12 protein-coding genes are annotated in these 20,617 nt (G+C 49.9%); 1 reads left to right on the plus strand and 11 read right to left on the minus strand.

From position 1 onward, the window contains the following. Positions 1 to 9: 9 nt before the first annotated feature. From P2W70_RS02610 to P2W70_RS02620, 3 genes are read right to left on the minus strand one after another with little or no spacing between them, the layout of a single operon-like run. The gene (locus P2W70_RS02610) at positions 10 to 780 is read right to left on the minus strand and encodes a DeoR/GlpR family DNA-binding transcription regulator (RefSeq protein WP_276479866.1); all 771 of its coding nucleotides are present in this window, start codon (positions 778 to 780) and stop codon (positions 10 to 12) included. Positions 781 to 837: 57 nt separating this feature from the next. Further along, a complete protein-coding gene (locus P2W70_RS02615) occupies positions 838 to 1,590 on the minus strand; it encodes a LytR/AlgR family response regulator transcription factor (protein WP_276479867.1) in 753 nt (250 codons plus the stop codon). Positions 1,591 to 1,600: 10 nt separating this feature from the next. After that, entirely contained in the window at positions 1,601 to 3,700 is a 2,100-nt protein-coding gene (locus P2W70_RS02620; RefSeq protein ID WP_276479868.1) for a tetratricopeptide repeat-containing sensor histidine kinase, read from the minus strand. A gap of 237 nt (positions 3,701 to 3,937) precedes the next feature. Between P2W70_RS02620 and P2W70_RS02625 the strand changes: the two genes are divergently transcribed. After that, the gene (locus tag P2W70_RS02625) at positions 3,938 to 4,861 is read left to right on the plus strand and encodes an NAD(P)/FAD-dependent oxidoreductase (protein ID WP_276479869.1); all 924 of its coding nucleotides are present in this window, start codon (positions 3,938 to 3,940) and stop codon (positions 4,859 to 4,861) included. A gap of 79 nt (positions 4,862 to 4,940) precedes the next feature. On the opposite strand, the gene P2W70_RS02630 is transcribed toward P2W70_RS02625, so the two are convergent. The 8 genes from P2W70_RS02630 to P2W70_RS02665 form a co-directional block, all read right to left on the minus strand. Then, positions 4,941 to 5,696 (minus strand): Bax inhibitor-1/YccA family protein, encoded by a 756-nt coding sequence (locus P2W70_RS02630; RefSeq protein WP_276479870.1) that lies wholly within the window; start codon positions 5,694 to 5,696, stop codon positions 4,941 to 4,943. Between the two features lie 201 nt (positions 5,697 to 5,897). Then, positions 5,898 to 11,144: a PKD domain-containing protein gene (locus P2W70_RS02635; RefSeq protein ID WP_276479871.1), complete on the minus strand. Its 5,247-nt coding sequence runs from the start codon at positions 11,142 to 11,144 to the stop codon at positions 5,898 to 5,900. A gap of 49 nt (positions 11,145 to 11,193) precedes the next feature. Further along, positions 11,194 to 12,159, minus strand: coding sequence for a T9SS type A sorting domain-containing protein (locus tag P2W70_RS02640; protein WP_276479872.1), 966 nt, complete (start codon positions 12,157 to 12,159; stop codon positions 11,194 to 11,196). Positions 12,160 to 12,180: 21 nt separating this feature from the next. Next, the gene (locus tag P2W70_RS02645; protein ID WP_276479873.1) at positions 12,181 to 14,268 is read right to left on the minus strand and encodes a ligand-binding sensor domain-containing protein; all 2,088 of its coding nucleotides are present in this window, start codon (positions 14,266 to 14,268) and stop codon (positions 12,181 to 12,183) included. Between the two features lie 396 nt (positions 14,269 to 14,664). Further along, positions 14,665 to 16,200, minus strand: coding sequence for a PSP1 domain-containing protein (locus tag P2W70_RS02650; protein ID WP_276479874.1), 1,536 nt, complete (start codon positions 16,198 to 16,200; stop codon positions 14,665 to 14,667). Between the two features lie 410 nt (positions 16,201 to 16,610). After that, positions 16,611 to 17,825: a DNA polymerase III subunit gene (locus P2W70_RS02655; RefSeq protein ID WP_276479875.1), complete on the minus strand. Its 1,215-nt coding sequence runs from the start codon at positions 17,823 to 17,825 to the stop codon at positions 16,611 to 16,613. Between the two features lie 601 nt (positions 17,826 to 18,426). Continuing rightward, positions 18,427 to 18,942 (minus strand): glutathione peroxidase, encoded by a 516-nt coding sequence (locus P2W70_RS02660; protein WP_276479876.1) that lies wholly within the window; start codon positions 18,940 to 18,942, stop codon positions 18,427 to 18,429. Positions 18,943 to 19,142: 200 nt separating this feature from the next. After that, a complete protein-coding gene (locus P2W70_RS02665) occupies positions 19,143 to 20,540 on the minus strand; it encodes a choice-of-anchor Q domain-containing protein (RefSeq protein ID WP_276479877.1) in 1,398 nt (465 codons plus the stop codon). Positions 20,541 to 20,617: the final 77 nt, after the last annotated feature.

A 20,617-nucleotide genomic window follows, 5' to 3' on the forward strand; every position in this document is an offset into this window, starting at 1 on the left:
GTAAGTTGCCTATAATATCGTAAGCCCGGCCGAGCGGTAGGCGCGGAAGACCTCATCGTTTGGGTCTTGTTCCGTGATCAGCAAGTGCAGGGAACTGACAGGACAAAGCTGCACTGGTTTTATCTGGTTGATGCGCTCTGTTTTGCATAGGCCAATTACTTTTTGAGCGTTTTCCAGCATGGCTTTTTTGATCTGTGCAATTTCCCAATCGACTTCGCTGACGCCGTGTTGGGCATCGATGGCCTGAATGTCCAGCAGGCAAATATCTGCCTTGATCTGCCTGATCTTGGAAATAGCTTCGCTGCCCACGGTAAGCTTACCGTTCTTGGATACTTTATCGCCAATGATGATCACATCGATAGAGGGGTGGCGGGTGAACTCTACGATTGCCTGTATACTTCCGGAGATGATGGTTGCTTTCAGGTCTTCCGGTAGGGTACGCGCCAGTTGACTTGTTGTACTGCCTCCGCTGGTCATGATAAACATGCCGCGGTGTATCAGGCTGGCTACTTTTTGTGCAATGATCTGCTCAGGCAATTCGAGGGGCATTTCTGCCGCTGATCTTTCCTCCCTGGGGGCGGGTACCATGGCTTCGGTATAGTCGAGTGAAAGTGCGCCTCCATGTACTTTGATGAGTTTGCCTTTGCTGGCCAGCTCCTGCAGGTCGCGGCGGATGGTATCTTCCGATACATTCATTTGTGTGGAGATGTCGGCAGAGATCACCTTCTGGTGTTCGGTGATCTGGCGGAGTATAAAGGCTTGCCTTTCTTTCTTGAACATACTGTCCGGATTGTAATTGTTAAAAGATTCCAGGGTCGGATGGGGGTTGCCTACTTATCAACTCTTATGCGGCTGGAGTTTTCTGAGCAGCTGGTCCTTTTTGCTCCGGGACACATCGACCGATGATCCATCACTCATGACCAGGTTGCCGCCTTCTCCTTTGATGTATTTTCTAATCTCATTCAGGTTTACCAGGAACGAATGGTGTACACGCATGAACATATAATCTTCGAGCATCTCTTCTACCTCCTTGAGGGTACGGGACACGGTGATCTTCTGCTGCTCTTTAAGGGATATGATCGTGTAGTTGCTACTCGAAGCACAGCTGATGATCGACTCTAATGGTACGAGTTGGAGGCCCTCCATGGTTGGTAAGGCAATCTGATTGACCTGTTGAGCCGGCTGATGCATCTTTTGCAACAGTATTTGCAGTTGCTGTGGCAGCGGTTTATGAAGGCGGTCATGTGCTTTGCGGACGGCCGCCTGCAGTTCGGTGCGGTCAATGGGTTTCAGCAAATAGTCCAGGGCACTGAACTTGATAGCTTTGAGGGCATACTGATCGTAGCTGGTGGTGAAGATCAGGTCGAAGTCGATTGTGGACACCCGCTCGAGAAACTGGAATCCGTTGATGTGTGGCATTTCTATATCGAGGAATACCAGTTGAACGGGATGTGCCTCGATGGCCCTGAGTGCTTCTGCTGCCGAGCCGCAAACGGCCTCGACGCTGACATTGGGACAGTATTTCTCCAGCAATGTGCTAAGCATTTCACAACAGTACGGCTCGTCGTCTACGATAATTGCTTTGATCATGGCTGTCTTTTCAAATGGTGGCGTTCATATATTCTTTGTACCTGATCTCGAGAATAACCTGGGTGCCGGTGATATTGCCTTGAGCATCGGTAATGTCTTCTATTTTATAGTAATGTTGCACTGATCTGTGTTCGTTGAATAAGGCGAGACGATCGGCAGTGAGTTTGATACCCATCGATTTGATCTTCTCTCCTGAGCTGTTGTTAATCTCCCCGGCACGAGCCCTGCCGATACCGTTGTCGGAAATGATACATTGCAGGGTGCTGCCCTGCATGTTGAATGCGACCGATAGCTGCCCGTGTCCTTCTTTGTGCATGAGGCCATGCCAGATAGCATTTTCGCAAAAGGGTTGCAGCAGCATAGGAGGGAGAAGGATGTTGGCTGGCTCGATGTCGTTGTTGTAGGTGATGCTGTAGTCGAATGCATTTTTAAAACGCAATTGTTCCATCTCCAGGTAGAGGCGCAACATTTCAACCTCGTCTTCGAGTACGATCAGCGGTTTTTGTGAGTTGATAAGTACTAGCCGTATCAAACGCGAAAAGCGGGTGAGGTAGTCGGACGCCTTTTCGGCTTCATGTTTTAATATAAAGCGGTTGATGGAGCTGAGGCAATTGAAGATGAAATGTGGGTTCATCTGGGCGCGTAGCGCCTGCATCTCCAATTCGGTGGTGCGGAGCTCGAGGTCACGTTGGATCTTGTCGGTTCGCAGCTTTTCGTTTTTCCGCTTCAGCGATATATTGCCCAATACCATGATGCTCAGAAAGGCAAGCAATGCCAGGCCAGCCAATAATATGTTTTTCAACCACTGGTTCGATTTCAGTTCCTGTTCGTTGATCTGCTTTTCCTGTTTAAGCAATTGTATCTGGGCGAGGCGTTTTTCATCTTCTGCGATACGCCGGAATTCGTATAGCTTACCTTTCAGCTGGTCATTCAATACGGCTTCTTTCAGTTGTACGTATTGTTTGTAGTAAAAATAGGATTGTGTAGGCTGGTGCAGCGAGTCGTAGATATTGGCCAGCAGTTCGCAGGCATGGAGCTTGTTGAGTCGCGCATTCTTCTCCGTCGACCAGGCGAGTGCTTGTTCTGCATATTGCTTTGCCTGTCGGTAGTGTTGCTGAGCCAGGTGTACTTTTCCCAATCCAAGGATGGCGTATGTATAGATATGACCTTCTCCTCCTGCCTTCAGGACACTGGCCAGTTCGCTAAACAGTACGAGGGCAGAGTCGTATTGCTGGCGCTGGTAGTAATACTCTGCCAGTCTGTGTTTGGTGGATTTGCTGGCGGCATTGCCGGTGAAACTTTCCTGGTAATAATACCAGGCGGAGTCATATTGTTTTCTGTCGCAGTAGAGATCGCCGAGGGATTGGGAAAGGTGACGATAGGCCCAATATACTTTTTCCGGTTGCCAGGCTGCTGCTTTCCGGTAATAGTCGAGTGCGCTGGTATGATCGCCAATGTTCCGGTAAGCTTTTCCTATCTCTACCAGTGACAATACGGTGTTGGAGCGGTCACGTATTTCGAGGCTAAGTGCCAGTGCTTCCTGGGCGATTTCGAAGGCTTTCTCATAATTGCCCTGGTTGCCGTAGATGCTGCTGATGGTCATGGTGGCGTCGGTGATATCTCGTTTCATGCCCAGTTGCCTGAAATAATTGATGGCAATCCCAATGGTGGGGATGGCCTCCTCAAAATCGCCGCGGTACCAAAGCGACTGTCCTACGCCGCGGTAGCCAAGTGCTACCATGGTATCATTCCTGATCTCTGTGCCCACCTGTGTGGATAATCGGAAATAGCGAATGGCTTCGTCTGGTTTCGATTGCTGCAGGCAGATATTAGCGTAGAGATCGTAGGCGCGGCATAATCCTCGTTTAAAGCCGATGCGTTGCGCCTCTTCTATTGCTAGTCGTGCATATACAATAGCGGAGTCTGACCGGATGACACCTGCATAGGTATAGCGGGATGCAATGCGGTTGAGGCAGGTTACTTTATCACTATCTGTTAAGGTGGGGAGCTGGATTTTCAGTGCGTCTATGGTAGGTCTATCGGGCTGTTGGGCCGATAGGCTGATGGCTGTCAGCGATAGTATAAATATTAGTGATATGAGTCGCAGCATAAGTTTCAGTTCCCGGGTTCGCCGAAGAAGCTTGCAGTTCCCGGCATTAAAACTACCTAATTCTGCAGGATTGTACCGGGCAGAATGAGCTATTTGCGTTGTTGCGGGATAATTGACGGACCTGAGTGAGTAAAGGTTGGCGCTTTTTTGCCTGGGTGGGCAGGGTGGGCGGGAGGTATTAGGAAATTGTGTAAATGCAATATTGTTGCAAATAAAAAAATCCCCTATTTTTGAGCCATGGAAGCGACACTGCAAACGCAACAACCGGATTATGAGGTAGTAATTATTGGAGGAAGTTATGCCGGTCTATCGGCGGCGATGGCCCTGGGGAGGTCTCTGCGACGGGTTTTGGTGATTGACAGTGGATTGCCGTGTAACCGGCAAACGCCCCATTCTCACAACTTTATTACCCAGGATGGCGTCGTTCCCGCCGTGATTGCCGGAAAGGCGAAGGAGCAGGTGCTGGCTTATCCTACTGTTGCCTGGAAGCAGGGGCTAGCTACGGAAGCTCGCCGGGACGGTGATCGGTTTGTGATCGGTACAGCGGCGGGGGAGCAGTTTTCTGCGTTGAAGCTATTGTTTGCTACCGGGCTCAATGATCAGCTACCGGATCTACCGGGTTTCGCCGACTGCTGGGGTATTTCTGTGCTGCATTGCCCGTATTGCCATGGCTATGAAGTGCATGGTAAAAAACTCGGCATTATGGCCAACGGGGATATGGCTTTTGAATATGTGCGGTTGATTCACCAATGGAGTAAAAATATCGTGTTGTTTACCAATGGGCCCTCGACCATGACTGATGCTTATCGGGATAAACTGCAGCAGTATCGGATACCTGTGATCGAGTCGCCGGTTGCGGAATTGCAGCAGGAAGGTGGTTCTATTAAAGCGGTCGAATTGGGAGATGGCCAGGCGGAGCGGGTCGATGCCTTGTTTCACCGGCCGGCCTTTAAACAGCATTGTCCTTTACCTGTGGAGCTGGGCTGCGTGTTAACGGATCATGGTTACTTACAGGCTGATGATATGGGTAAGACGAATGTGCCGGGTGTTTTTGTGGTGGGTGACGCTGTGAGTATGATGCGCTCGGTGGCGGCTGCTGTTGCTGGTGGTAATAAAGCGGGCGCCTGGATCAACAAAGAATTGGCAGAAGCATTTTTTTAGTGGTTTATCTGTGTATACTTTTTACCTAAAAGGGCCGTATCGTTCGATACGGCCCTTGTTGTTATGTAGAATTCGTTGGTTACTTCCTGTCGGATAGTTTCGCCAGCAGTCGCAGGATCTCGAGGTAGAGCCATGCGATGGTTACCAATAATCCAAAAGCTCCGTACCACTCCATGTATTTGGGGGCTCCCTGAGCTGCTCCCTGCTCGATCATATCGAAGTCGAGGATAAGGTTGAGCGCAGCCAGGCCTACTACAAAGAGTGAGAAGATAATTCCGATCGTGCTTCCTTCGTGCAAAAAGGGAATGGTAACCCCAAAAGCACCGAGTACTAAAGCTATGAGGTAAAAGAAGAATATACCTACTGTTGCGGTGATGACGATTGACTTGAATCGCTCCGTGGCTTTAATGATTCGGAAATGGTACAAGGCGAACATGGCCAGTGCTACCCCAAAGGTGATCGTCACTGCCTGGGTAATGATACCTGGTGCAATTTTATCAAACCGGTAATTGTAAAATGCAGATATACCACCCAACGCAAATCCTTTTGCCAATGCGTACAGCGGACCCGTATAGTTTGCCAGCTGTGGTTTAAATGTCGTCAATACTGCGATCCCCAATGCCGCAAACACGGCCACCCACATATACGTAGTGATGTTGACGCCGTCATTCGCCATTTTCCAGGCGAGGCCTGCTGTGCCAAGTGTCAGGATAAAGAGGATGCCAAATTTGTTAAGGGTTCCGCGTACAGTCATTACCTCCGCGTGTTGTGTTCCCATGGTGCGATCGAAGATCTTTTCACTTAGGGTCGGATTGCCAGATTTAAAAAAGGACATATGGGTTCTGTTTAGTTTGATCAAGATACAAAATTAGTAGAATTGGTGGATGTTGCAAGTAGGTGCAGTATCATAACTGTATGGATATTAACACAATATTATTATGATTTTGAAGTGTGGGTGCGTAATGGTGACCCTCTCCGCGTGTGAAACTCCCTCGTATAGCAAAAAATGACTAGCCTACTTTTCAGCAGGGGGCACTTATTTGATCAGCATCACTGTTCCTTTCAGCGGTAATGGTTTACCCTCGGCACAGATCACTTCTGCAATGTACACATAGGCGCCTGATTCCGGTACCTGTCCATTTACCTTGCCATCCCAGCCAGCATTCCTGTCATTGGGTAGAAAATTTTCGCGGCTGAAAACGCTTTGACCCCAGCGATTGTAGATGCGCAGGCTATTCACCTGCTGAATGCCGTATCCTTTGATGAAGAATATATCGTTTGTTCCATCGCCGTTTGGTGTAAAGGCATTGGGGATGTATACGGCCCCCTTGCCGCAGGTTACGGTAATCCTGATCTCATCCGACGATTCACAGTTGTATTGCGTACGAACCGACACCCGGTACGCCACATCCTTATCGGCAATGAATTGTGGCGTGCTGCAAGTGATGCAGTTCAGTCCGGTCGCTGGCTGCCATTGATAGCTGATCACGTCGGAACTTGTGATTGGATTGAGTACAACAGGACGCCCTGCATCTACCGATAAGTCGGGACCCTGGTCGACTGTAGGGATATCGCCTACCAATACGTTGATGCGGCCTGTATCATTGGGACAGGTGTTGAGGCTGTAAGCCACCACCTGGTAATCGGTGGTTTGGTGGGGTGATGCCCAGGTAACTGGTGATTGGGGTGCGTCAAGGCCAATGACGGGCAACCAGGCGAAACGGTTGGTATTGCCGCTGGCCGTGAGGCGTGTTCGCTGACCACGGCAAATGATGGCATTATCACTGTGTTGCAAGGCTACTTTATGATCGACGCGGATAGTGGCGCTATCTTTCTGCACACAACCATATTGATTGGTGACCTGTACAAAATATTGGGTATTGACCAGTGCGGTGGCCAGTGCATCGGGCCTGTCTGTGTATTGCAGGTTGATTGCCGGCGACCATTGGTATTGTGTACCATCGTGTGCCTGCAGGGGTACCAGGCTTTCTATACAGACGGTCGTATCCCGTGGAGATACGGTCGGCACCGGCAGACGGTGAATGGTGATGGTCGTGTCGGCCGTTTCCCGGCAACCATACAAGGTGTTGACGGTAAACGACAGGTTGTACCTACCCGCCCGATCAAAATAATGACTAACCTGATCTGTTGTGCCAATAGGTACCTGGTTCAGGGTCCAGCTATAGCTGGTGATCTTATCTTCCGATAAGATGGCCGACCGGAAATCCATGTTGTTTTCTGCGCACTTTTCCATTTCACCGATGATGTTGAAAAGTGGTTTGGCGTAGATCTTCACGGGCTGCGCGAGGCTAACGGTATCATTGCAACCGCTGTTGCCGTACAGGATGAGCGACGTGTGGTACTCTCCCGGAGCTGTGTAGGTGTGTACGGGATGCTGATCTGTAGCATTGCTCTGATCGCCCATTTGCCATTTCCAGGCCGCCACTCCGAAATGAGCCGTCGACAGGTTGGTAAAAGGGATGGTGCGGTCGTCGCCGCAGCGAATCGGTTTGTTGATGGAATAGTCGGCCGACAGCAGATCTGCCTGCACCCGATGGGCAGCGGAATCTACACAGCCATGTATGGTGGTGGCTGCGAGTGCGATGGTATGGATACCCGGCGTCAATGGATGGGTAAGTTGAGCGGTATTGCCCGCAAAAGCGCCATCAACGTACCATTTCAGTTGTGCGATGGGATCGGCACTGCGCACCTGGTTGTTGAAAGTTTTGATGCCGGGACTGCAATACATGCTATCTGCCTGGAACAAGGCTTCTGGTTGCTGACGGATGCTTACTGCCTTGGGCAATTTTAGCGTATCGATACAACCATACCTGCTTTGTACGATCGCCCACACTTCATAATCGCCATTGGTGGTATAGGTATGTGTAGGGTTCTCGTCGGCCGATGTCTGATTGTCGCCAAACAACCATTTATAGGACACAGCCCCAAAAGCAGTTTCGGACAGGTTGTTGAATTGTATGGTGCGGTCAGTGAGACAGCGCAGCGGTCTGTCTACCGAAAACTTTGCCCGTGCAGAGTCGACAATAACCGTGTCGGTTGCTTTGAGGGTGTAAGGGCAACCTTCGGGACTGGTCAATACGACATTGGGCAGGTATTTGCCGGCCAAGGGGTATACGTGGTTGACGACATCGTCGAGCGATGCCTGTACAGGCGTACCATCTCCATAGTCCCAGGCATAAGAACTGATGTTACTACCTGTCACTTTCAGTGGCAACGTATAAGGTGTGCAGCCGATGGCAGGACCTACTGTAAGCTGCCCAATGGGGCCTTTTACCCGAATGGTCTTTACCACGGTATCCATACAGCCACTAACCCCGGTTATGATCAGTGTAACAGGATAATAGCCAGGCATGGCGTAAATATGCGGGGCCGGATCTTTGTCGGTGGCACCGGTGCCGCCATCTCCAAAATCCCATACATATTGTTTGGCATAGGTAGAGCTGTCGAAGAAGTTAATAGCGATGGGCGCACATTTGCTGGTATCACCTACGGTAAAATTGGCTTTGGGTTTTACCAGTTTGATATAAGCTGCGGTGGTGATGCTGTCGGCACACCCGTTCTCATCCGTCACCACCAATTTGATATCGTACTCACCATTGGTGCTGTAGGTATGAGAGGCGCTGTAGCTACTGGAACTGGTGCCATCACCAAAATACCAGGTGTAGGTGGCATTATAAGCCGACGACTGGTTGTACAGGTATACATTGGTGCTGCCACATTTCAGGGTATCGTAGCTGAAGAAGTCCGCCTTGGGCCGATAGCTGCGAATGTAGTTGTTGTAGACCGCCTGTGCTTCGCAGCCGGCGGCATCTTTCACATTAAGTGTTACCGTCCAGAAGCGGTAATAGCTGTTGTTGGAGTAGGCATGGCTGATGGCTGTATCCTGTGTGGTGATATAGGCGGGTGTGCCATCGCCAAAGTTCCAGGTCCACTCTACAATGGGCGTACTGCCGTTTTGGACGGAAGTGTCCTGGAAAATAGTGAGGAGGTCTTTTTCGCAGGTAGTGCGTGGTAGTGCCTCGAAGCCGGGAATCGGGCCTTTGACACGAACGGGTATGGCGTACTGGAAGGAATCTGCGCAATTGAGTTTATCCCAGATAATAAGCTTCACATAAAAGGTACCGGTGTCGGCATAGGTATGTGTGGTGTTGCCATTGAGGTATTGGCCGTAATTCTGAAAGTAATTCAGGTTGTTGATGGTATAGCGGGGCGTGCCATCTCCGAAGTTCCAGATAAACCGGGCAATATTGGATGAGTCGATGCCCAAGGTGGAAAAGTTAACCGTCTTATTGCGGCATATATCCGTAATGGAGGGGACGAAGTTAGCTTTTTCGTCAATGATGACGGCGCGGACCTGTCCTGTTGAGGGGACATTGGTGGTTTTGTTGCGACGGGATACGGTTACTACGTATTTTTTATTCGTAGTGGGAAAGGTATGTGTAACCGGGTTGGCTGGCGGGGTGGCATAGAGTGGAGAGCCATCGCCAAAATCCCAGCTCAGGGTTTCTGAGTTGGATACCGTATCGGTGAACGTGATGGTATATTTATCGTCGCAGTCCTTGCCGATGGTAAAGCCTCCGCCGCCACCTCCTCCACCGCCCCCGCCAGAACCGTCGTCATCACAAAGGTCAATGATGGTCACTTTCTTTGCTACCGAGCTATCCCTGCAGCCCTGCTGGGTGATGATGGTGAGTTTGATATTGTAATCGCCTGCTACTGTATAGGTATGTGTAGCATTGTCGGCGGTGGTGGTTAGGATAGTTCCATCGCCGAAGTTCCAGATATAGGTCGCCACGGGGATTACGATATTGCTTAGCCGGGCAGTTGCTTTAACTGGTAGCGGGCGGCAACCTGCCGGTGGCGTATAGGTAAAGTCTACGATCGGTTTTACGATGCGGATCGTGTCTCTCTTTTGCATGGTGGTCTGGCAGCCGGTAAGGGGATCGGTAGCTACCAACGTTACCGTATAATACCCGGGGAGTTTATACGTATGTACGGGAGCTGGATCTGTACTTCGTGGTGTGCCATCGCCGAAGTTCCATTCGTAGGTAAGCCCCGTTGCCGGTAAGGTGGTGTTGGTGAACCGGACTACAAAAGGGGTATCGCAACCAATGGCCCTGTCGACCGTGAAGTTGGGTTGTGGCCCTGGGCGTACGGTGATCGTGTGGGTGGCTGTATCATTGCAGCCTGCATAATTAAACGCCACCATTTTTATATCGTAGGTGCCGGGGACGGTAAAGAGGTGATTTACATTTTGCCCGTACTGAACTGCTCCGTTATCGGGAAACAACCATTTGATGGTATAGATAAAAGCCGCGGGTGTAATGCCAGCACTGAATGCGGTATTGTTGTTGGCGCATACGGTAGCGGGCGCGGTGATGGAGGGTACTGGTTTACCCGCGAGGATGCCATTGTTGCCCGAGCGGGTAAAGGTGCTGACGCAATTGGTACCATTACGTGCGGTGAGTGTGACGTTATAGGCACCGGTAGTAGTGTAGGTGTGTGTGGGGTTGGGATCGGTGGAGGTTTGTCCGTCGCCAAAATCCCATTGATAAGTAATGTTACCCCCTCCGGTGCTAGTATTGACGAAGCTGGTGGTAAAGGGTGTTTCGCAGCTACTGTTATTGGGGATGTTGAAGGAGGCGGCTACTTTGGGATAAACTTTTATGTACTGAGGCTGTATGGCTGCCTCGCTTTCGCAACCCCAGCTATTGGTGACGATGAGCGATACGTTGTAATTGCCGTTCACATTGTACGTGAAGGCCGGGTCGGGCTGATTGCTGCCGCCGGCTCCAAAGTCCCAGAGGTAATTAGTAACGGTACCCGTTTTGCTGGAAGCTTCCTCTGTAAATTGGACCGCATGAGGTGAGCAACCTTCTCTTTCAACGGCCGAGAATTTTGCTACCGGTTTGGGGTGTACCGTAATTGTTTGCTGCGCTGTTCGTATGTCACCATTCGCGAAGGTGGTGGTGAGGATAATGATGTAGGTGCCATCGGTCAGGTAATTGGTGCCTGCTACTGATCCGCCGTTGGGGATAATGGTGCCATTGCCGAGGTCCCATCGACGATTCACGACCGTGCTACCAGTGGAGGCATCGGTAAAGTTGACACCGCTGAGCGGGACGCATCCGGCGGTTTTATTAACGGTGAAGTTGGCAACTGTCTGGGAAAAGGCAGTTGCACCCAATAGCAAAAGTAACAGCGTGATGCAGCACGATTGCCAGCTTTTGCGTATTACATTGGATGCAACTTTGTTTTCCATCTTGTTCCGGTTTTCAGGGTGGGGTATTCGGTATGGGGCGATTACGTGACTACTGGACAATCAGTTTTTCCTGGTATAACCGAGCGCCTTGCTGATCTTTCACGGTAAGCGAGTAGATGCCTTTGTTCAAGCTATTGAGGTAGATTGTGCTTGTTGTATTGCCTGGCTGGATAACCTGCTGTTTAGCCTGGCGTCCACTGGCATCGGTGATCACCACTGTGACCGGCTTGCTGTGGGGATGTCCGAAGCGCAGGGTGACCTTACCTGTCGCCGGATTGGGCGCTAGGGTGATGCTTGTATTTGCGTCTGCTACGGCGATGGTTACGACCCGGCTATATTCGAGGCGGCCATCGAGATCGATCTGCTTCAAACGGTAGTAGTTGTTGCCTGCCTGGTAATGACCGGTTTTGAAGCTATACTGACTGACCGTGGTTGTATTCCCTTTGCCTGCTATTTTGCCAATGGTTTCAAAATCGGCGCCTGTGGTGCTGTGTTGTATTTCAAAGCCTTCGTTGTTCTGTTCCTGCGCCGTACTCCAATGCAGGGCGACTTGCCTGTTGAGGTATTGACCTGTAAAGCTGAGCCAGTTGACGGGCAGAGCAGCGAGTGAATACATTTTCATGAAAATGTAGGCCGTATCCATGTCGCCGGCTTCATTGGCTACCTGGAGTGCGTAGCTACGCGTCACGAATGTATCTGCATTAATCCCCATGAGCTTGTAAGGGACCTGATCGATGGTAACCGAGTCGCCGGCAGCATTGAATACATAAGAACCCTGGTTGCTGGTGGTAGCTGATCTTACCGAATAAGTATTCGTCGGCTGGAAGTTGAATTCCAGCGTGGAGTAGTCGGTTTTGTTGTTGGTAGAGTCTTTATGGTACAGGTTGGTTGCTGTAGCATGGAAAAGGGTGTTGACCTGTTTTATCTTCCAGGTTTTATTGAGCAGTGATTGCTGCTGTGCCTGCGCGACGGTAGCGGCAGCTAACAGGCAAAGTATAGTATATATAAATTTCATTGTTGTATGGTTGGGTGGTGATTAGTTGCCTGCTGCTTCGAAGGTCTTTTTCAGGCGCAGGTCAATGTTCTTAAAGAGGATGGAGCCTACCACTACATTCCCGATGGCGTTCATACGGCCTACGAAAGTGGGACCGCAATAGCTGGCACCTGTACCCAGGGTTACCATCTTGACCTTGCCACATTCTTCCACGAGATAGCGGAATACTTTGCCGGGATAGAGGAAATGGCCAGGCTGTGTGTAGTTGGTAAATGTGAGGTTCTTGTCGTCGGGAAAGATCCAAACCAGATCGTAAATAGATGAGTGGAGTTTGTCGCCACAAAGCTGGTTGTCGAGCGTACCATCGTACAGTGCGCGATCATTGATCATAAAGGGACTGTTGTACAGGCGATAGCTGGCGCAGGCCTCGACTCCTTTGGGATTAATGGCCAACTGCTCGTTCATCCAATGATCTCTGGTACGTGCATCTACATATTCACTCAGGAAGGGAATCTTGGCGTTGTTGGGTGAGAGTGCGTTCAGGGCGGCCAGGCCGGGTGTCAATATATCGGAGATGTACTTGATACCACCCTGCGGATTGGTCTCAAAGTTTTCAGGTTTCCAGGCTGCTATCTTTTCTTCTACGACACGTGTTACTTCCTCGCGGTTGGTGCGATTCAGGAAGATCGGTGAGAGGTTGTCGTAGGGGAAGTCGATGGGTGTAGGGGCGTTGAGTGCAACATTCGATTTGATCAACTTATAGACGTACTGTGCATTACAATTGGCACCGTTGGGTCCTTCCTGTGAGCAGACCTCTGTTTCCAGTTTATAAGCATGGTAATCCTGGAAGGATGCGTTGTAAAGCTTTAATGTTTCTTCGATCCTGTTAAGGCCGGGCTGGTTGCAAGAAGTGTAATTGACCGAATCGATGGACAGCGGGTAATTCCTGCCGAGGGTGCTGCGCATGATGCCGGCACTGGTTGCGATCCATTGAACGGAGTCTCTTTCAGCAGCTCCACCGAGAATATTGTTACTGATCAGGGCATTGTTGGCCGTTGTATAGAGGGTGTAGGAGTTGACGCTGTTTACAGGGCCGATGCCATTGTATACAATTAGCCCCTGTGTTGTACCTATGAAAACCTGGCCCAGCTTGTTGCCCCAGATGGCGTTGGGGTTAAAGGTGGTGCCTGCGGGAATGATGCAGGATAGGGCTTGACTATTCAGGAATATCCAATTAACGCCTCTTCGTACGGCAAATCCTTTTCCAGCGCTGATGGTGGTCCATACATCACCATTGGGGGCAGCATACAATCCGTTGAAAATGCCCCCTGCCGGGATGCCGATATCGGCGAAGCTGAAAGAGAGGCCGGTGAAGTTGCCTAAGAGGTCATATTTGATCAGTCTTGCCGGGAAGAAAGTTCCGTTCCTGGCGGTGAAGGCGGCCACATTGGCCCATACGCCTGTGCTGTCGGCTGCCACGGAATATACATTGCGTGCCTGTGGTGTTTCTGTAGGGCCAGGGTTACAGGTAGCGGCAGGGTAAGGAAACTCAACAGGGTCTATGTTGTTCTGGTATTGTACCCAGGTTCCTTTGGACCAAAACGTATTATTGCTGGCTGCTTTGAATGAGATGGTGCCAGGGGTGAGGATGTATTGGTCGCCGGTATTGATCTGGTGGTATTTGTGTGCGCTCCAGATGCCCCCCTGGATGTCTACAGCCAGGCCAGCTGTATTGAGCGTGCCGATGCCGTCTCTTAAAAGAAAGTCGAAGCATTGGGCATTACGGTCGGGTGATAGATGCTGGCGATCGAGCGTGTTGACGTTGATGCGCTCCATGCCGCCCAGTGACGAGGTGAGGCCGCCTCTTCCATTATGGCCTACCCATACATTGCCCGAGTGGTCGGCGGCCAGTGCCTGGATATTGAATTGGTCGGTGCCGCCAATTTGTGCGAAGGTTGCATTGGCATTGCCGGATTTGTTGAGGTAGTACACACCGCTGACATTACCGGCCCATACGTTGTAATTGGAGTCGATGGTGATGCAGGTAAATGATTGGCCGGCGTTGTAGGTGGTAACCTGTGATCGTGTGAGGAGTGGAATACATAAAAGAATGAGTAAACAAGATCTCATGTAAAAGATTTGGGTGAAACGAATTATGTTCAGGCATGGAAGTCCACAGGCTACCGGCGTGGCGGCATCCGAATTTTAAAAGAGGAGATTCATAAGTTGGATAGCTGAACGGGGCGGGCTATGGGGAAAGTACGAGCGTTGAGCGCCGTTAGGGTGTTCTGTTGGCCAGCGAAGATATATAAGAATTACTGTAGATGGAACTCATACGGGTATTAAAAAGCAACAATGGATGCGTATTTAATCCGGGTTGTAGTTAGCTGGTGTTTCTGCTGAAATAATGTATCGTGTGATTGGGTAAAATCAGAGGATTCGTGGAGCATGAAATGGGGAGGTGTGTAAAAAGAAAAACGGAACATCGAATCACGATGTTCCGTTTTGTATGTAGTAAGTATTTATTTAGCTCTTATTTTCCTGCGGCGGATTGGGTGGCCGCTGGTCATCTTTCTTAGGTTGCTGTTGTTGTTGGCGATTGTCTCTGCGGGGCTGGTTCTGTTGTCTGTTTTGCTGGCTTCCTTGTTGGCCACCTTCTTGCTGACCACCACCTTGCTGGCCACCTTGTCGACCACTGCCTTGTTGTGATCGTTGTTGGCCGCCGCCCTGTTGGGAGCGTTGTTGGCCACCTTGCTGACTTCCGCCTTGTTGGTTACCACCACCCTGGCGGGGACGGTTTTGTTGCCCTTGTTGTTGACCACCTTCTTTCTGCTGGCCGCCGCCTTGCTGCGAACGGTTTTGTTGACCGCCCTGTTGCTTGGGTTGCTGACCGCCTTGCTGATTTTGGGGGCGTTGGTTGGGTTGCTGTGATTTGCCTTGCTGGCCTCCGCCGCCTTGTTGTGCACCTTGTTGACCTCCCTGCTGACCGCGGGGCTGTTGAGGGCGTTGTTGTTGCTGGCGGTTTTCTTTCTGGCTATGTTTTTTCTTTTTCTCGGCTCTCTCCAGGCTGCGCAAACTGATCTGACCAACCAGGTCCACAAAGGCTGGTTCTGCCTCTTTGGGTTTGCTGCTGGTAACCTCTACGGGTTCCAGTTGGTCGGGCGTAATACCCTGTGCATTCAGCTGCTTGATCTTACGCACCCGTTCGATGGATACGGGGTATTGTTTATTGCTATCGGGCAATACATACCACATCAGGTTCTTGAAGATATCCTTTTTGATAAGGGTGGCGTTGCCTTTGCCTACCTGGAGCATATCTGCGTTGTCGGGGAATGACTGCAGGGCGTCGAGGTACGTATCCAGTTCGTAATTGAGGCAGCATTTGAGGCGACCGCACTGGCCACTCAGTTTGCTCTGGTTGATGGAAAGGTTTTGGTACCGGGCTGCGGTGGTGTTGACCGATTTGAAATCGGTGAGCCAGGTGCTACAGCAAAGTTCGCGTCCGCAGCTGCCAATACCGCCCACCTTGGCGGCTTCCTGGCGGGCACCGATTTGGCGCATTTCCACCTTGACCTTGAATTCGCGGGCGAGTATTTTGATCAGTTCGCGAAAATCGACCCGGTCATCAGCGATGTAAAAGAAAGTCGCTTTTCGCCCATCGGCCTGAATTTCTACCTCGCTCATCTTCATGTCGAGGTTCAATTGTTTGGTGATGGCGCGGCTTTGGATGAGGGCCTCTTTTTCGCGGGCTTTATTTAGTTGCCAGATCTCAAGATCTTTATCGCTGGCGCGGCGAAGTACTTTTTTGAAGTCGGAATCGAATTCGCTCACATTCCTTTTCTTCATTTGAATGCGTACCACCTCACCGGTCAGCGATATTTCTCCCAGGTCGAATCCGCTGATGCCTTCCACTGCTACATAGTCTCCTTTTTCAAAAGGCTGTACCGATGTGTTGCGGTAGAAATCTTTCCGGCTTCCTTTATTGAAGCTGACTTCGACCACTTTGCAAGCTGTATCCTGGTCGGCGATTGGCAGGTTTCTCAACCAATCGTACGCATTCATCCTGTTACAACTACCTGTGCTGCAGCCGCCATTGCTTTTACAGCCAGCCACTTTTCCTGTGGTTCCACATGAACTACATCCCATTCTATCCGTAATTGACGATGAAAAAAATTGTTGACGGCTGCTGTTCAACACCTTGTGGAGGGATCGTATTGCGTAGGCGCTATTAATACATTATATCCAGCCCTTTTAACGACTAAAAATAATATCAAAATCTGCCTCCTGTGATAATGGGGTTGAAATCCACCGCAGGAATAGTCAGATCAATACGCAAATGCAACACAATTATATAGCGAAGTAAGATAACCCGTAAAACGCTCCTCTTACACAAATCCACTTGCTACAGCCTCTTCCACAAACTCCTACTACACAGGCCGATTTACAAATATAGGTTTTTAAGTGTAAAACCGTCACATGATGCGGGTCGTCTGCTTATGGGCAATAATATGGTACAATTTGATCGTCAGGGCGAGAAAGAGCATTTTGGCGTTGGCGTTGCGTTCGATGAAGTAAGCCGACCGGTCGAGCTCTTCGATGATGGCCTCCTGTTGTTCGAAATTGGCAATCTTGTTCAGCCTTAACGCAAAATCGCGCTCATTATCAGGCATATATACTGCATTGGCTCCCATAGCTTGCAGCCGGATGGCCTGTTCCAGCAGGTGATTGAAGTATAGGAGGAATTGTTTCTGTTTTTCCCGGCCGAGTTTGCTGGCGTCTTCGATCCATTTGACCTGGGCAATTGGACCATTCTTAAGGATAGCATTCAGCCACTCACGCAACATGACCTGCCAATCTTCGCCCGAATGCTTGATGAGGTGTAGCGCTTCGCGGTAGTTGCCAGCTGCGATGGAGGCTACGGGCCGGGCTTGCTCTTCGGTGCATTTGGCCTTCGACATGAGCGCTTCGGTGATGGCTTCCGTAGTAAGCGCCGGTATTTTAACGAGTTGCGTTCTGGACAGGATGGTGGCCAGGATCTGGGACTCGTTTTCGGCTACGAGCACGAAAAGCGTATCCGGTGGGGGCTCCTCGATCAGTTTCAGCAATTTATTGCCTTCGTTACCGAGGTATTCGGGCATCCACATGACCAATACTTTAAAGCCGCTTTCGAAGCTTTTAAGGTTTAGTTTGCGGATGATCTCATTGCATTCGTAAGCGGTGATATTCCCCTGCTTGTTCTCTGCGCCGATAAACTGAAGCCAGTCGTAGGCGTTGCCGTACGGCTGTTCTACGATAAACTCCCTCCATTCGGTAATGTAATCGGTACTGATGGGTTTGTCGCCGGGCTTGCGGGGGATTACAGGATAAGAAAAATGGATATCGGGGTGTACCAACTGCTGCGCTTTCTGACAACTGGGACATACACCGCAGGCGTCGGAGAGGGTAGTCTTCAGGTCGGTGGTTGCTGCGGGGGCATCGCCAAACAGGGAGGGGCCAGCCTGGGCTGCCTCTTTTTTGCCATTCACCTTTTCACATACTATATATTGGGCAAATGCGATAGCGAGGGGAAGGGCACCACTGCCTTCTTTGCCGAGGAAAAGCAAAGCATGGCTGAGGCGATTTTGTTGTACCATTCCCACCAGGTGTTCCTTGGTATCCTGTTGGCCGATAATATCCTTGAAAGACATGGGGCGAAGATAGGCGTAAAAAATAAACCGTTCGCAGTGGTCGCGAACGGTTTAAAAATCTTCCTGTACGGAACGGGTCAACTTGGGTCTTACTACAGGATATCCCGGACTTACTATCTAATGATTGTACAGTCTGCTCTTGAGGGTCTTCGCTCCAGGATAGGCTTTCGTCAGTAGGTATTTGGATCTTCTGTGGTTTTTCATCGAGGATACCTTCTTTAGCGATTCACGGGCATTGGATTGGCAGTTTTTCTGGTTGCGGCCATTTCAAAGGAATTGGTGGACATGGACTGATGCTCATTTCACAAGGATGCGGTCTTTGCGGCTTTTCCGGACAGTTGGATCTTGGGTTCTTCGGCTTTTCGGAGGTTGGATCGTTTTGCTGGTATAAAGTTGTTTAATTGTCATGAGAACAATAAATCTATTCGGCGAGTGGTAGCAGATGTCCGATTTTTGGACTTTTATGCTCGATTTTGGAATGATGGTCCGGTAAGGATTGAGCTGAGATTTGATTGTGGATAATCAGGCCAGGTTGGTCAGTGAATGCAATAAAAAAGCGGACACTGTGTGTATCCGCTTTTCTTTGTATGTGTTAGTTCGATTAATTCAGGTACTTAGTCAATTCTTCGCTCATGGGTTTGGTTCTGCTGGGAATAACAGCGATCAGCTTACCTTTCTCGTCGATCAGGAATTTGGTGAAATTCCATTTGATCGGGTCTTCCACACCCAGCTTTTTCGCTTCTTCGGTGAGGTATTTGAAGAGGGGGTGAATATCATCGCCTTTTACAGAAACTTTTTCTGCCATGGGGAAAGTAACACCGTAGTTCTTGCGGCATACTTCCTGGATATCTTCTGCTGTGCCGGGCTCCTGGTTGGCAAAGTTATTGGCAGGGAAACCAACGATCACCAGTTTGTCTTTGTATTTATCATACAGTTGTTGTAGTTCGGTATACTGTGGCGTCAGGCCGCATTTGGAGGCGGTATTGACGATCAGGATTTTCTTGCCTTTGTATTTCTCGAAATTAATGGGTTCCTTACCTTCCAGCGAGGGAACTTTGAAGTCGTAAATGGAGTTGGCTGCAATCAGCAGTAAAGACGCTAGTAAGAGGCGTATCATAGACGTAAGTTTTAAGATGACAATAAATCTAATACAAAGATGGCGGTTAAATGGTTGCTAAGGGTGAAAAATTTACCGGGCCCGATGCTGATAACGATTGATTAACCTTTGGCCGGCTGGTTGGGCACAAACCAGCGCAAATAGCTGCGGTTCTGATTGGTTTTACAAGGATTTTACAGCTGCCTGAAATGACTGGTTGGCTATTGTTGCTTTTCATAACAACCCAGATCAGGAAGACCGACCGGACGCGGCAGGCCGTCGAGATCTATGGGAAGGGAGCTGGCAAAACCCTTGTTTAGTGCCGGCGAGCCTTCTTTCAAGCGAAGGTTATAGTATCTCTTTTGGTTGTCTACGCTGTCGAAGAGAGGAGACTGGTTGGCAATGATGTCTTTCATGGCTGCATTGGCGGGATTGGTCTTCACTTTCCACAAACAGTTCTGAAAGTCTACATTGAAGGCATCACTGCCTTGTTTGCTTGTGATCACTTCGTTTTCGACAATACTGTTATCGGCCCAGAAGATACTGTTGGTTATTTTGGCATATAAGGGGGCCGTAACAATGGTGTTGCCCTCCCGTATGAAATCGGTGATCTGTATCACCGGGTCTTTGTGTTGCGCGTAGCTGTTGGTATAGGCAACTGCTGTAATATGATTCAGGTTGTAATCGCCACCCAGGGCAAGGATGATGTTCTTGCCGCAATTGCTAATAAGGCAATTCTGTGCCCAAACGGAAGATTGGACGGCCTGTATACCCGCATCGTAACAATTGTCGATGATCGTTTCGGACATAACGATTTTGGGGTTGCTATTGGGAGAAGGTCCAATCGTGGTAATACCCTGATAGGCGTTTTTGATAGTAGTATACCGGAGTATATTGTCACTGCTTTCGCCGCGGAAATAGATACCTGGCCAGGCGCCGGGGTAGTCGCGATAAGGATCGTCAAGACGGTCACCCCGGAAAATCACCCTTGTGCTGTCATATCTGTCGCCTTCGACATGCAGGGTGCCATCCACCACCAATGGCGCGTCGGCATGGAAATAGATGCGTGATCCCTGGGCTATCGATAGTATGGCATTGGTGTCGACCTGCAGGCCGCCCAGTATCACGTAGGGTTTGTCGTTGGTCCACACTTCGTCGGAGCTTACTACATGCGAGCGCAGGAAATGGGCATTTTGTCCCCAAGCCTCCAATTGTATCCATTGTTCCTGCTGGTTATATTGGATATGTATACTGTCTCTTACTACGAACGGGAGGTTGGCCGCATTGGGGTCGATCTTTACAGAAACGAATACATAAGCACTATCGTTGGCGTCAATTTCTATATTGGTGACGATGGGGCCAGGCGTACCGTCGACATTGATCCGGAAAAAGGAATTGTTACCACCTGCCAGGGATACATTGTGGATGCGGAGCTTTTGGTCGTTGTTGTTGAAGATGCGGAAGTAATGAGTCACTGACCCTGTTGTCGTAAAAACAGTATCAAAATGCAGGGTATCTGCAGATGTGCTGAGATTGACAGTTCCTGTAATAAAGGAATCTTTTTTGCAGGCAGTGCCTGCGATGGCTACGATCACCAGGAAAATCAGTACTTGCTTCATGAATTGCTAATGTATACCTGATCTTTGAAAATACGAAATCCCGGCTATGCGTGAGCAGGGCGGGATGATTGTTCTTC

This window comes from Paraflavitalea pollutisoli (assembly GCF_029360705.1).
Taxonomy (GTDB): Bacteria; Bacteroidota; Bacteroidia; order Chitinophagales; family Chitinophagaceae; genus Paraflavitalea; species Paraflavitalea pollutisoli.

Bases quoted from the DNA above. Each gene is read 5' to 3' on its own strand.
- P2W70_RS02665 (WP_276479877.1), bottom strand. From the start codon at position 20,540: ATGAAGCAAGTACTGATTTTCCTGGTGATCGTAGCCATCGCAGGCACT.
- P2W70_RS02640 (WP_276479872.1), bottom strand. From the start codon at position 12,159: ATGAAATTTATATATACTATACTTTGCCTGTTAGCTGCCGCTACCGTC.
- P2W70_RS02635 (WP_276479871.1), bottom strand. From the start codon at position 11,144: ATGGAAAACAAAGTTGCATCCAATGTAATACGCAAAAGCTGGCAATCG.
- P2W70_RS02650 (WP_276479874.1), bottom strand. From the start codon at position 16,200: ATGAATGCGTACGATTGGTTGAGAAACCTGCCAATCGCCGACCAGGAT.
- P2W70_RS02615 (WP_276479867.1), bottom strand. From the start codon at position 1,590: ATGATCAAAGCAATTATCGTAGACGACGAGCCGTACTGTTGTGAAATG.
- P2W70_RS02660 (WP_276479876.1), bottom strand. From the start codon at position 18,942: ATGATACGCCTCTTACTAGCGTCTTTACTGCTGATTGCAGCCAACTCC.
- P2W70_RS02645 (WP_276479873.1), bottom strand. From the start codon at position 14,268: ATGAGATCTTGTTTACTCATTCTTTTATGTATTCCACTCCTCACACGA.
- P2W70_RS02620 (WP_276479868.1), bottom strand. From the start codon at position 3,700: ATGCTGCGACTCATATCACTAATATTTATACTATCGCTGACAGCCATC.
- P2W70_RS02655 (WP_276479875.1), bottom strand. From the start codon at position 17,825: ATGTCTTTCAAGGATATTATCGGCCAACAGGATACCAAGGAACACCTG.
- P2W70_RS02610 (WP_276479866.1), bottom strand. From the start codon at position 780: ATGTTCAAGAAAGAAAGGCAAGCCTTTATACTCCGCCAGATCACCGAA.
- P2W70_RS02625 (WP_276479869.1), top strand. From the start codon at position 3,938: ATGGAAGCGACACTGCAAACGCAACAACCGGATTATGAGGTAGTAATT.
- P2W70_RS02630 (WP_276479870.1), bottom strand. From the start codon at position 5,696: ATGTCCTTTTTTAAATCTGGCAATCCGACCCTAAGTGAAAAGATCTTC.